The 12,916-nt window shown below is 71.0% G+C and carries 12 protein-coding genes; 1 reads left to right on the top strand and 11 read right to left on the bottom strand.

All coding sequences use genetic code 11. The annotated features are described in order from the left end of the window. Positions 1-89: 89 nt before the first annotated feature. The 11 genes from NVV95_RS16130 to NVV95_RS16080 all read right to left on the bottom strand — a co-directional run bounded on the left by NVV95_RS16130 (position 90) and on the right by NVV95_RS16080 (position 11,919). Entirely contained in the window at positions 90-773 is a 684-nt protein-coding gene (locus NVV95_RS16130; RefSeq protein WP_259487572.1) for an endonuclease/exonuclease/phosphatase family protein, read from the bottom strand. A 67-nt stretch (positions 774-840) separates the two neighbouring features. Next, positions 841-2,367: an FGGY family carbohydrate kinase gene (locus tag NVV95_RS16125; RefSeq protein ID WP_259487571.1), complete on the bottom strand. Its 1,527-nt coding sequence runs from the start codon at positions 2,365-2,367 to the stop codon at positions 841-843. Beyond that, on the bottom strand, positions 2,364-3,059 hold the full coding sequence (locus NVV95_RS16120; RefSeq protein WP_259487570.1) for an HAD family hydrolase: 696 nt from the start codon (positions 3,057-3,059) through the stop codon (positions 2,364-2,366). Before NVV95_RS16120 ends, NVV95_RS16125 begins: the two co-directional genes overlap by 4 nt. Next, the gene (locus tag NVV95_RS16115) at positions 3,056-3,826 is read right to left on the bottom strand and encodes a class II aldolase/adducin family protein (protein ID WP_259487569.1); all 771 of its coding nucleotides are present in this window, start codon (positions 3,824-3,826) and stop codon (positions 3,056-3,058) included. The genes NVV95_RS16120 and NVV95_RS16115 overlap by 4 nt, the downstream gene beginning before the upstream one ends. Continuing rightward, on the bottom strand, positions 3,823-4,863 hold the full coding sequence (locus tag NVV95_RS16110; RefSeq protein WP_259487568.1) for a LacI family DNA-binding transcriptional regulator: 1,041 nt from the start codon (positions 4,861-4,863) through the stop codon (positions 3,823-3,825). Before NVV95_RS16110 ends, NVV95_RS16115 begins: the two co-directional genes overlap by 4 nt. Before the next feature lie 106 nt (positions 4,864-4,969). Then, entirely contained in the window at positions 4,970-6,028 is a 1,059-nt protein-coding gene (locus NVV95_RS16105) for a rhamnose ABC transporter substrate-binding protein (RefSeq protein WP_259487567.1), read from the bottom strand. A gap of 55 nt (positions 6,029-6,083) precedes the next feature. Next, positions 6,084-7,142, bottom strand: a complete 1,059-nt coding sequence (locus tag NVV95_RS16100; RefSeq protein ID WP_259487566.1) for an ABC transporter permease — start codon at positions 7,140-7,142, stop codon at positions 6,084-6,086. After that, a complete protein-coding gene (locus NVV95_RS16095) occupies positions 7,139-8,167 on the bottom strand; it encodes an ABC transporter permease (protein ID WP_259487565.1) in 1,029 nt (342 codons plus the stop codon). The genes NVV95_RS16100 and NVV95_RS16095 overlap by 4 nt, the downstream gene beginning before the upstream one ends. Further along, positions 8,164-9,681, bottom strand: a complete 1,518-nt coding sequence (locus tag NVV95_RS16090; protein WP_259487564.1) for a sugar ABC transporter ATP-binding protein — start codon at positions 9,679-9,681, stop codon at positions 8,164-8,166. The genes NVV95_RS16095 and NVV95_RS16090 overlap by 4 nt, the downstream gene beginning before the upstream one ends. After that, positions 9,678-10,685: an aldose 1-epimerase family protein gene (locus tag NVV95_RS16085; protein ID WP_259487563.1), complete on the bottom strand. Its 1,008-nt coding sequence runs from the start codon at positions 10,683-10,685 to the stop codon at positions 9,678-9,680. The genes NVV95_RS16090 and NVV95_RS16085 overlap by 4 nt, the downstream gene beginning before the upstream one ends. Next, the gene (locus NVV95_RS16080) at positions 10,678-11,919 is read right to left on the bottom strand and encodes a cupin domain-containing protein (protein WP_259487562.1); all 1,242 of its coding nucleotides are present in this window, start codon (positions 11,917-11,919) and stop codon (positions 10,678-10,680) included. Before NVV95_RS16080 ends, NVV95_RS16085 begins: the two co-directional genes overlap by 8 nt. A gap of 235 nt (positions 11,920-12,154) precedes the next feature. Here NVV95_RS16080 and NVV95_RS16075 point away from each other — a divergent pair, with 235 nt between their 5' ends. Next, on the top strand, positions 12,155-12,901 hold the full coding sequence (locus tag NVV95_RS16075; protein WP_259487561.1) for a DeoR/GlpR family DNA-binding transcription regulator: 747 nt from the start codon (positions 12,155-12,157) through the stop codon (positions 12,899-12,901). Positions 12,902-12,916 lie beyond the last annotated feature (15 nt).

The following is a 12,916-nucleotide window of genomic DNA, read 5'->3' as shown; positions in this document are numbered from 1 at the left end:
CCCGGCCAGCGGCCGCGCCCACCCGCGGCCGGCCGCCAGCGCCCGGCCGCCGCGCCCACCCGCCCGCGGCCGCGGGCCGAGCCGTCGAGCTAGTCCTCGACCCCCGCCACCACGAGGATCGGCAGGTGATCCGACTCGCCCTGCGGCAGCGTGTCGATCGAGTCGATGCGCGTGTGCGCCGAGGTCACGAAGTCGAAGTGCCCCTTGAAGTACTTGTACCGGGCGTACGTCGGCTTGTCGCTGAACGACAGCAAATAGCCCGACTCCTCCATGCGCTCACTGAGGTTGCTGCGGAACCACGGGTAGTTGTAGTCGCCCACCATCACGGTCGGCAGCCCCGGCCCCATCACGCGCAGCGCGCTGTGGGCGGCGGCGATCTGCTTGCGGCGCAACGAGTTCGTCGCCGTCAGCGGCGCGGCGTGGAACGACCCCACGAGGATCTCCCGGCCCAGCGAGTGGTCGTACAGCTTCGCGGCCAGCAGCCGTTCGTGCGCCGGTGCCATCACCCGGTCGTGCATCGACTTGCGCAGGGCGAACACGCGCGTGCCGCGCAGCTCGAAGCGCCCGTCGCGGAAGTAGATGGCGAGCCCCAGCCGGTTCGTCTTGGTCGAGTCGGCCAGCACGAGGTGCTCGATCACCGGGGGCATGTCCTCGGTGTCGCACTCCTGCAGGCAGAGGATGTCGACGTCGTAGAGCTTCGAGAGGTCGATCAGCTCCCCGCTCGCGTGGTGCTTGCGGAGGTTGTAACTGATGATGTTCAGTTCACGTCGCATTGTCGTCGAACACGCACCTTCTGTCGCCGCAGCCGATCGGGTCGGCGATCGGGTCGCCCGGCTGTGGTCACGATTCTGTCACGGTGTGGCGACGTCCACCCTGAGTGCAGCCCGCGAGCGTCGTGACGAACATCCGGTAGCGCTCCTCGAGCGGTTCGCGGAGCGCCGGATCGGGGTCGACCACGTGCCGCCCGGTCGCGAACCGCTCGGCGACGACGGCCAGCGACTCGCCGGTGAGGGCCGCCGCGGCGAGGGCGGCCGCACCCCGGGCGCTGCCGGCCTGCTCGGTGACCACGACGGGGCGGTCGAGAACGGATGCGCGGAGGCGGTTCCACAGCTCGCTCGCCGCCGCGCCTCCCGCCAGATGGTGGCGGTGCGAGGCGACTCCGAGTTCCGCAAGCCGGGAGAGGCCGAGGCGTTCGACGAAGGCCACCCCCTCGAACACCGTGCGGAACCGGACGGCGGGGTCGTCGACCGCCGCGGGCAACCCGGCTGCACCGGCGCCAGACGACCCGCCGGCGCCCGACGGCCCGGCTGCACCGGTGCCGAACGGCACGGCGAACCCCGCGAAGTCGGCATCGGCGACGGGGAAGCGCTCGCCGGGCCGCGCCAGCGGGTACGCCACGGCCGACGACGGCCCGACGGCCGCGATCGCCTCCGTCACGGCCGCGGGATCGATCCCGGCCGTCACCCCGGTCGCGAGCACCCCCGCCCCCGTGTTCGAGGCGCCGCCCGGCCAGAACAGGCCCTCGGGGGAGACGTGCGAATACACCCCGGCGCCCCCGTCGACCACGTCGTGAGCCGAGACCGCCTTGAGCACGAGGGTCGTGCCGAGCACGCCGACGCTGTCGCCGAGGGCGACCGCGCCGGTGGCGATCTGGCCGGTCGAGCCGTCGGTCATCCCCGAGACGATGAGCACACCGGTCGGCAACCCGATCCGGGCGGCGACCCCCGCGGACACCTCGCCGACGACGCGGCCGGGGGCGACCAGCTCGGGCAGCGTCTCCCGCGGCAGGCCGAGCACGGCGAGGGCCTCGTCGTTCCAGGTCGCGGCGACGGGGTCGATGCCGCTCTTCAGGGCGTGCGAGGTGTCCGAGGGCAGCAGCCGGGCGGCGAGGGCCGCCGCGACGACGTCGGGGGTGAAGACGAAGCGTGCGGCCGAGGGGGCGCCGGCGTCCGGATGCGCGTGGCCGGCTGCGCCGTGCATCCAGGCCGCGCGGGCGAGGGCGCCGGAGGGTCGGCCGTCGAGACCGGCGGCGGCGAGCATCCGCAGTTCGTCGACACCGCGGGGGTCGTCGTAGAGCACCGCGTTGCCGACCGGAGCGCCGAGCGCGTCGACGGGGACGACGGTGCCCGAGGTGCCGGTGATCGACAGGGCGCCGATCTCGCGGGAGCGATCGCCGAGCGCGCCGGCGACCGCGGCGACGAGCTCGAGGGCCAGTGCGCCGTGGGCCGGCCGCTGGGTTCGGGTGGCGCCCCGCTGCACGACCGGCAGCGGCGCGCGTCGCTCGGCCAGCGCGGCGCCGGTGGCGACGTCGATCGCCTGCACCCGCACCTCGGAGGTGGCCAGGTCGACGCCCAGCACGATGCTCACGCGCGACCCGCCTGCAGGGCGAAGAGCGCCGGTGCGAGGCCGTCGAGCCCGGGCACCGCCAGGTCGGGCTCGGCCAGCTGGGCGGCGGTGGGCACGGGAGGCGCCTCGCCGCGCAGCACCCACACCGTGCCGAGTCCGAGCGCGGCCGCGGGGCGCACGTCGGTGTCGAGACGGTTGCCGATGTGCACCGCCTCGTCGGCCGTGACCCCGGCCTCGGCGAGGGCCCACTCGAACAGCTCGGGGGAGGGCTTCTCGTGACCGACCACGGCCGACACGCCCCAGACGTCGATGTACGGGGCGACGCCGTCGCGCTCCAGCGCCGCGATCACCGCCGCCTCCTGATTGGCCAGGATGCCCACCCGCACCCGCCCGTCGAGCGCGCGCAGGAAGGGCAGCACGTCGGGGTACAGGGTGCCCGCCGGGTGCACCCAGCGCCTGCGCGTCTCGGCGTGCAGCTCGGCCCGCCGCGAGCGCGAGCCCAGGAAGGCCGACGCCAGCGCGCCCCGCAGCGACCCGCCCTGCGCCGAGCGCACCTCGTCGTAGATGGTGCGGAAGGCGGCGCGGTCCACCGGCCCCACCCCGTCGGCGGCGCGCAGCGCGTCGAGGGCGCCGAGCACCGCGGCGACGAAGTTCTCGTCGTCGTAGATCGGCCCGCCGACGTCGAGGAAGACGGCCCGGAGCGCTCCGGTCACGACCCGGCCAGGTTCCGGCGGCGTTCGATGAAGTCGGTGCGCTCGAAGTAGTGCGAGACCGTGTCGTCGCCCAGCCCGCGCACCCCGCCGACCGACAGGGCGTCCAGCCGCACCCGGGCACCCTTCACGGTCATCAGGGTGATGGCCTCCGCCGCCCGCCCGCTGTCGGCGATCGCGACCATGCCGTGGTTGCCGAGCAGCACGCTCGAGGGCAGCACGTCGTGCTCGGCGACGTAGCCGCGCAGGCGGTCCAGGAACACCCGACCGAGGTCGATGCCCGGGGCGGCGTAGGGCACGAACAGCGGACGCCCGATCACCACGGCCTCGTCGGAGTAGACCCACTCGTCGAACGCCGATTCCGCGTGCACGCTGGCGAGCAGGCCCACCACGGGAGTGGGATGCGTGTGCGCGACGAAGGCCGCGGGCCGCACCGACTGCACGGCGGCATGCACCAGCGTCTCGATCGAGCCACGGCGTCGCACACCCTCGTGCACCCCGGCGTCGAGCAGGGTCGTGAGGTCCTCCTGGCCGGCCGAGGGGTCGTCCATCAGGGTGATCAGCGGCTCGACGTCGGTCACCACGAATCCCTCGCGTGTAGTGTCGGCCATGTACGCCCCGGACGCCTTGATCACGATGCGGCCGTCGTCGAGGCGCTGGGAGGTGTTGCCCTCGGCGAGGATGACGAGGTCCTTGCCGGGATCGCCGAGCGAGGTGGCGAGGGCGATCAGCTCGTCGCTGACGAGGTCGGGCTGCCAGGTGGTGGTCATGGGGTGTCCTTCTGCCGAGGGGGCGGGGTGGTGCGGGGTGCGCCGCTGCTCTCGCGCACGACGAGTTCGGGGTCGAGCAGCACGCGCCCGTGCTCGTGCGCGGAGCCGCCGTCGATCTCGTCGAGCAGGAGGCGCACGGCCCGCGCGCCGAGCTCGGCGCGGGGCTGGCGCACGGTGGTGAGTGGCACGGTGGTGGCCTGCGCCCAGGAGAGGTCGTCGAAGCCCACCACCGAGACGTCGTCGGGCACGCGGATGCCGTGCCGTGCGAACTCGATCAGGAGGCCGATGGCGATGAGATCGTTGGCGCACATCACGGCGGTCGGCAGCTCGGTACGCGGGCGCGCGGCGAGCGACGCCCCCGCGCGGCGTCCGTCGTCGATCTGCCACGAGTCGGTGGCGAGCCGTTCGACCACGGAGTCCGGGGCCTCCGCGGCGGCGGAGCTGAAGCCCTCGAAGCGGTGGTCGACCTGCGCCGTGCCGCCGAGGCTGCCGACGAAGGCGAGGCGCCGGTGGCCGAGTTCGACCAGGTGCCTCCCGGCGAGGCGTCCTCCGGCGAGGTCGTCGGTCTTCACCCAGCAGCGCAGGGAGTCGTCGGACACCCGGTCGAGGTAGACCAGGGGGATGCCGCGCCCGTCGAGCCGGTCGAGCGGCGGGTCGTCGTCGTGCACCGGGGCGATCATGATGCCGTGCACGCGCTGCTGCACGAGCACGTCGAGATTGTGCTGCTCGCGGGTGGCGTCCTCGCCGTTGTGGATGATGACGAGGCCCACGCCGAGCGCGGCGGCCTCGGCCTCGGCCCCCAGCGCCACGTCGATGAAGAAGGGGTTGGCGAGGTCGGCCAGCGCCAGCCCCAGCGTGCGGCCCCGCCCCGCGCGGAACTTGCGGGCCTCCTGGGTCGGCGTGAACTCGAGGTCGGCGATCGACCGGAGCACACGCTCGCGCGTCTCCGATCCGACGTAGCCGGGGCGGTTCAGCACGTTGCTCACCGTGCCGGCCGACACTCCCGCGTGCCGTGCCACGTCCCTGATGGTCGCCATGGGTCCCCCTTCGTCGCAAGCGGTCGTCGACTGCCGGTTCAAGCGGCAGGGCCCGCGCCGCGGACGGCACGGGCCCTGCTGGGTCGTCTCTCGTCGGATCCGCGGATCAGAACGAGAAGTCGCCCACGTTGTCCTTGTTGAACACGAACAGCGGGCCGAGGACGATCTCGCCGTCGGCGCCGACAGTGTAGTCGCCGAGCTTGCCGGCGGTGAACGTGTCACCCTCCTTGCCGGTGATGTCTCCCTTGATCAGGGCGTCGGCCGCGTAGGAGGCCAGGTAGCCGAGGTCTTCCGGGTTCCACAGACCGAACTGCTCGACGATGCCGCTGTCGACGTAGTCCTTCATCTCGCTCGGCAGACCGAGGCCCGTCACCCACACCTTGCCCTGGTACTCGGGGGTGTCGGAGAGGTAGTGCGCGGCCTCCTTCACCGAGACGGTGTCGGGGGCGATGATCGCCTTGAGGTCGGGGATCGACTGCATGAGGCCCTGGGCCTCCTGGTAGGCCTTCTCGTCGACGTCGTCGCCGTAGGCCACCTTGGCGACGGTGATCTTCGGGTGGTCCTTCTTGATCAGCGCCTGGATGGCGTCGACCCACGCGTTCAGGTTGGCCGCGTTGGCCCCGCCCGAGAGGATGGCGATCGTGCCGCCCTCGTCGCCCAGGTGGTCGGCGGTGAGCTTCACGAGTCCCTCGGCGACGCCGTCGACGGTCGCCTGGTTGACGAAGACGTCGCGGCAGTCGGTGTCGGTGTCGTAGGCCACGACCTTCACACCCTGGCTCTGCGCCTGCGAGAGGTCGTTGCAGACGGCGGTGGGGTCGTTCGCCGCGATGGCGATCGCCTTCTGACCGGTCTGGATGGCGGTCTGGATGAAGGGCACCTGGTCGGCCGAACCGGTCGCCGTTGGCCCCACTTCCTTGAACGTCATGCCGAGCTCGTCGGCCGCCGCGGCCGCACCTTTGTCGGAGGCCTCGAAGTACTTGTTGCCGAGGCTCTTCGGGATGACGGTGATGCTGGAGTCACCACCCCCGCCGGCGGAGCCGCCGTCGGTGGAGCTCGCGGTGCCGGAGCCGCCGGCGCAGCCGGTGAGCAGCAGCGCGGTGGCCGCGAGGGCCGCTGTGGAGATGACCAGGGTCTTGCGGGAGAACCCGCTCGGTGTGAACCTCATTGTTCTGCCTTTCGTCGATGTGATCGTGGTGCAGGGGTGGTGGGAACGGAGTGCGTCAGGTGCCGACCGCGACCGCGGTGGCCTTCGACCGTCGTCGGCGGGAGATGAAGCCCGCGACACTCGCCACGACGACGGAGAAGATGAGGGCGACACCGGTGACGATGCTGATGGTGTCGGAGCCGATGCCGGCCAGCTGGAGCGTCTTGTTCAGGGCCGCGATCAGCACGCCGCCGGCGAGGGCGCCGAGGATGGTGCCCTTGCCGCCCCAGATCGACACGCCGCCCAGCACGATCGCCGTCACCACCTGCAGCTCGAAGCCGAGCCCGTTGGTGCCGATCGCGTTGGAGTACTGCAGCGTGAAGTAGACCCCGGTGGCCCCGGCCACCAGGCTGCTCATGACGAACAGGATGAGCCGGGTGCGGTTCACCCGCACGCCGGAGAAGGCGGCGTTCTCGGGGCTGAGGCCGATGGCGAACACCCCGCGGCCGAACGGTGTGAAGTGCAGGAGTGCGCCGAACACGAGCGCCAGGATGACGATCGCGAGCGTCACCACCGGCACGGGCAGTCCGCCGAGCGGTGCCGTCATCGCGCGGGTGATGTCGGTGGGGAAGGTGGTGATCGAGGTGGTGCCGAGCAGCCCGACCGCGATGCCGCGGAACAGGGCCAGCGTGCCGATCGTCACCGCCAGCGAGGGCAGTCCGACGATCGTGACGAGCACCCCGTTCAGCACCCCCACGAGACCACCGGCCAGCACCCCGAGCACGGCGGCGACACCGATCGGCACCCCGGCCTGGAAGGCCAGACCGAAGATCGCGCTCGAGAAGCCGAGCACGCTGCCCACCGACAGGTCGATGTCGCCCGTGATGATGATCAGCGTCACCGGCAGCAGCATGAGCAGCACCGGTGCCGCGTTCAGGATCATCGTCTGATAGGTGTACGGCTGGGCGAAGAACGGCACCGTGAAGGTGGCGATCACGACGAGCAGCACCACCGCCAGGATGATCGCGGACTCGGTTCGGAGCAGGCCCCGGCGCCACAGCGGCTTGCCGTGCTTCAGGTACTGCCGCTCGGGGGCGGGAGAGGAGGCGGACGGTGCGAGGGTGGTCTGGCTCATGACTCGCTCCCCTTTCGCTTGGCGCGCCGTGTTCGGCTGAGGAACAGCACGCGGTCGAGCAGGATGGCGCCGACGATGAAGATGCCGACGATGGCCTGCTGCCAGAGACTCGGCACCCCGAGCACCGGCAGCGCGGAACTGATCGTGGCGAGGAAGAAGGCGCCGAGGGCGACGCCCCAGATGGTGCCCGACCCGCCGACGATGGCGACCCCTCCGACGACCGCCGCGGCGACCGCCTCGAGCTCGTAGCCCGTTCCCACTCGAGCATCGCCGGTGGCGTAGATCGAGAGGTAGACCAGCCCGCCGAGACCGGCGAGGGCGCCGCTCGTCACGAAGGCGTTCAGGGTCAGGCGGCGCTCGCTGAGGCCGAAGAGCTTCGCGGCCTCGGGGTTCGAGCCGAGGGCGTACAGGTCGCGGCCGGCCCGTCGGCTGGTCATGAACCAGCCGACGATGAGCACCACGATCAGCACGAGCAGCAGCAGCACCGGGATCCCCACCCACTGCATCGTGCCGAGGGCCCTGAACTCGGGCGGGAGCCAGCTGGACCGGATGAAGTGCGGCCCGATCCAGAGGATGGCGATGCCGCGGTAGGCGTAGAGCGTGCCCAGTGTGATGACCAGCGACGGCACCCGGAGGAACGCCACGAGCAGACCGTTGATGAGACCGAGGAACGCGCCGAGCGCCACCCCGATCAGCACGACCAGCACGATCGGGATGCCCTCGACGTTCGCGAACAGCCAGCCCGAGGTGTAGGTCGACAGGCACAGGATCGACCCGATCGACAGGTCGATGTTGCGCGTGATGATGACGATCGCCTCGCCGAGCGCGATCAGGATGAGGATCGTGGGCTGCCGCAGCAGTTCACGCCAGCCGCCGTCGCTGAACAGGAACGTGGGCTGGATGGCGGCGGTCACCGCGATCAGGGCCACGATGAGCACGACGAGCCCGGACTCGCGTGCGCGCAGCAGCTTCTGCAGGCCGCTTCGTCCGGTCTCGATCGGGGGGACGGTGTGCGTGACGCTCATGCTGCGGTCTCCCTGTCGTCGCCGGCGGCGTGGGTGGCCGCGTACATGACGTTCTCGGGGGTGGCATCGGCCCGAGCGATCTCGGCCGTGATGCGGCCCTCGCGCACCACGAGCACGCGATCGGCCATGCCGAGCACCTCGGGCAGCTCCGACGAGATCATCAGCACGGCGACGCCGGTGGCGGCCAGCTCGGAGAGCAGCCGGTGCACCTCCGATTTCGTGCCGACGTCGATGCCGCGGGTGGGCTCGTCGACGATCAGGATCTTCGGCTGGGTGGCGAGCCACTTGCCGAGCACGACCTTCTGCTGGTTGCCCCCCGAGAGCATCGAGGCCTCGGTGTCGAGCGCGTGGGTCTTCACCTGCAGTCGCGTGGCCCAGGTGCGGGCGCTCGGCTCCTCCATCGAGGCCGTGATGAAGCCGAACTTCGACAGGCGGTCGCGGATGGCGAGGGTGATGTTCGACTGCACGCCCGCCTCCATCGCGAGGCCCTGCTTGCGACGGTCCTCGGGGACGAAGCCCATCCCGAGTCTCATCGCCGCGGCCGGATTCTTGGCGGGCACCGCCGAACCGCCGACGCGCACCGAACCGGAGTCGTAGCGGTCGACCCCGAACACGGCCCGGGCGATCTCGCTGCGGCCGGCCCCGACGAGCCCGGCGAAGCAGACGATCTCGCCGGCCCGCACGGAGAAGCTGACGTTCTCGAACACCCCGACGCTGGTGAGGTCGTCGACCTCGAGCACCGGGGCGCCCGCCGTGGTCTCCTGCTTCGGGAACAGGTTCTCGACGCTGCGCCCCACCATCTGGCGGATGATCGTGTCCTCGGTGGTCTCGCTGGTGGTGTTGGTGGCGATGTACGTGCCGTCGCGCATCACCGTGATCCTGTCGCAGAGCGCGAACACCTCGTCGAAGCGGTGCGAGATGAAGATGAGCCCCTTGCCCTCGTCGCGAAGCTGGCGGGCGATGCCCATCAGGCGGTCGACCTCGACCCCCGAGAGGGCGGCGGTCGGCTCGTCCATGATGATGACCTTCGCGCCGACGGAGATCGACTTGGCGATCTCGACCACCTGCTGGTCGGCGATGGAGAGGCCTCGCGCCTCGCGGTCGGGATCGATCGGCACACCGAGTCGCTGGGTGAGCTCGCGCGTCTCGCGGCGCATCCTGGCCCGGTCGAGCAGGCCCAGCTTCGTGTACGGCTGGCGGCCGACGAAGATGTTCTCGGCGACGGTGAAGTCGGGGAAGAGGGTCGGCTCCTGGTAGATCACCGCGATGCCGGCCTCTTTGGCGTCGCGGGTGCTGTGGAAGTCGACGCTCCGGCCCTCGAGCGTGAACTCGCCGCCGTCGCGCTGGTAGAGCCCGCCGACGATCTTCACGAGGGTCGACTTGCCGGCGCCGTTCTCGCCGACGAGGGCGTGGATGCTGCCGGCCTCCAGAGTCAGGTCGGCTCGCACCAGGGCGGCGACCGCGCCGAACGACTTGCTCACGCCGGTGAGCTGCAGCAGAGGCGCATCGGTCATGACGTGCTCACCTCGATCCCGATCGAGTAGCTCCGGCTCTCACCGGGCTCGAGTCGCGGCAGCACGCCGCGCTCGCGGGCGGCGGCCCGGCCCTGGATCTCAGGGGTGTTCGCCGGCTCGAGGCCGAGCACGAAGTGCTTGGTCGCGGTCAGCTTCCACTGGAAGATCGCCGGAAGGGTCTCGGAGTAGCGGAGGGTGAACCGCAGCCCCCGGTCGGGGTTGGTCACCCGGGCGACGTGCTCCTCGCCGGCGGTGTGCACGAAGACCTGCTCGCGGAACCCCACCGTGGGCTCGCCGACCGCGGCGCGCTCGTCGAAGCCGGCCGCCGCATCCGGGTCGCGGGGCTCGACGCTCGCGGCGGGGATGTCGATGGTCGAACCGGTGTCGAGCAGCGGCCAGCCGAGGTTCACGTGGTAGAGCACCATGTGCGGGCTTGCGGTCTCGGCCTCGTTGGTGACGAGGTCGTCGATGGTGAACGACGAGGAGCCGACGGGGGAGGTGATGGTTCGGCGGAGCAGGAGGTTCTCGCCGAACACCGAGGTCTGACGCACTTCGCCGACGACGGTCACGGCCTCGGTCGTCGCCTCGGTCGAGATCAGGCGGGCCGAGAGGTTGCTGTAGGGGCCGTGCATGCCCACCACGCCGTCCTCGTCGTGGGTCGGAGGGCCGAAGCTGTTCAGGCCGCAGGTGGTCACGAGCCCGCCGCCGAACGAGCGCAGCCAGCCGCGACCGTCGGAGTCGTAGGCGTCGGGGCGGGTGAAGCCCGTCGAGGAGAGCCAGGCCAGGGGCAGCCCCCGGAACGAGGCCGCACCGATGTCGAGGCCCCGGTCGGGGAGCACGTCGAACTCGAGCCCGCCCCCGTTCACGACCCGCAGACGCCGGGCGCCCCGGGAGGGCCCGTCGTCGTCGACGAAGCGGTCGACGCGCGCGATCTGGTCGAGCGAGCCGACCCGCAGGAGGGCCTCGTCGATCGGGGTGCCGAAGGCGGTGGCTGCGTCACTCAACGGGACCGAGCTCCACGTTTCCGGGCCCGAAGTGCTTCAGCACCACGAGATCGTCGGTGCTGCTGCGGTTGGTGACCGTGACACCGGCCTGGGCGGCGGGGGCGGAGACGAAGAACTCGTCCTGGCTCAGCTGCCCGAAGCGGATGACCGTGGCGGCCTGGGTGTCGTGGCCGCCGAACGAGCCGACGCCCTGCACGACGATCGCTCCGTACGCATCCTGGTCGGTGACGGTCACGCTCTGACCGGGGCGCACGGTGAGCTCTTTGGCGCTGAACGAGTCGGAGCGGAAGACGATCCAGTTCTCGACGTAGGCGCGTCCGCCGTCGGCAGCCGAGGTCTCGGTGGCGTAAGGCACCATGAAGCGGTTCGGCACGAAGTCGGTGTCGACGTTCTTCTCCCAGTCGAGCAGATCGAGCAGGAACTCGAAGTCGCCGTGGTGCTCGTGCGGCACGTCCTTCCAGAGCAGCTCGGCGGGCACCTCGCGGTTGTTGCTCCACGACTCGCACATGCAGAAGACGTCGCTCGCCGACTGCGGCTCGTAGGTGCAGATGCTGGCGGGGGCGTGCAGCACGCCGGCCGGGATGTCCCAGCCGGTGCCGAGCTGGGTGCGGTAGCCGAGGGAGTAGTCGGTGATGCGGTTGTCGCCGCCCTCGACGAAGCGCTCGAGACGCTCCTTGAGCTGGGCGCGGGTGGTGTTCGGCTGCAGGCCGAGGAAGGAGACGGCCTGGTCGCCGAGGTAGTTGTTCATGTGCGGCGAGTAGTAGTACGCCTCGGGCTTGCCGACCTTGCCGACCAGCGCGGCCTTCTCGTCGGAGTGGTGCACGTGGAACGGCAGCGGCTGCAGGTTGTCGTAGAACTTCGAGTACATGCTCCAGCCGCCGAAGCCGTTCCACAGGCGCTCGCCGATGACGTCGGCCTTGTGGTGCTCGACGAACTCGTCGAACGGCAGCAGGCCGCCCTCGGGGTCGACCACGAGGCTCAGACCCTCGTGCGCTCCCGTGAGCGGGCCGTTGTCGGCGCGGATGGTGCTGGCGAGCCAGCGCTCGTCGATCCCGCCGCGGGTCTGCTCGAAGGGGAAGTAGTCGTCGGGGTGCAGTCGGATTCGCCGGCCCGGCGTGCAGAACGCCCGCGGCACCCACGCCGGCGCGAAGCGCACCACGCCCTGGCCGGCCTCGAGCACGCGGTCGAACGCGGCGGTCTGGGAGACGACGTTGTCGTAAGTCTCGGAGGTCATCTTCGACACCCTTCACTGTTTCAGGCGTCGCCTCACGGACTCGGCGACGCTGCCGATCTTCGGGTTCACTGAACCACGAGGGGAATGTAACACCGCCTTTTCGGGTGTGTCAACGAATTGTGAGGAGACATATCCGGGTGGCGTGATTCCGGGCATCCGGAGAGCCGTTTGTTAGATCTCGGCGCCGATGTAACATCAACATCACAACCAGGTAACGGAGGCGATGATGCCCCTTTTGACCGAGTCCGAGCGGCGGCGCGAGCAGCTGCTGGCCATCCTCGAGCGCGACAACGTCGTGCGCCTCACCGAGGCCGCGGCGGCGCTCGACGTGTCGGTGATGACCGTGCGGCGCGACCTCGCCGACCTCGAGGGGGAGGGCCTGCTGCGCCGGGTGCGCGGCGGCGCGATCTCGGTGATCGGGCCCCGGCCGTTCGGCGAGCGGCAGTCGGAGCACTCCCGCGCCAAGGAGATCATCGCCGAGAAGGCGCTGGCCCTGGTGCCGCGCTTCGGGTCGATCGCGTTCGACGCGTCGACCACGGTGATCACCCTGGCGGAGCGGCTCGGGCCGCGCTCGGGTCTCACGGTGGCCACGAACTCCTACCCGACCTACGCGGTGCTGAAGGCCGCGCCGGGGGTCACCCCCATCCTGATCGGCGGCGAGACGGAGGAGTCGACCGACACCTTCGTGGGCCCCCTCGCCGTGCAGGCCGCGGAGTCGCTGCGCTACCTGCGCTTCTTCGCCTCGGCCAGTGCCATCGACAGCGGCTACGGCACCACCGAGGTCTCGCTCGCCGAGGCGCAGATGAAGCGGGCCTTCTTCCGCGTGGCGAAGGAGCTCGTGCTCTGCATCGACTCGTCGAAGCTGCAGCAGCAGTCGACCGCCGCCTCGTTCGAGCTCTCCCGGGCGGCCGTGCTGATCACCGAGCTCGCGCCGGCCGACCCGCGCCTCGACGAGTTCCGCGACGTGGTCGAGCTGCGCTGAGCCGCGGGCGCCGGG

The organism is Herbiconiux gentiana (assembly GCF_024978135.1).
Classification (GTDB): Bacteria; Actinomycetota; Actinomycetes; order Actinomycetales; family Microbacteriaceae; genus Herbiconiux; species Herbiconiux gentiana.
This window is presented reverse-complemented; position numbering and strand designations above follow the sequence as displayed.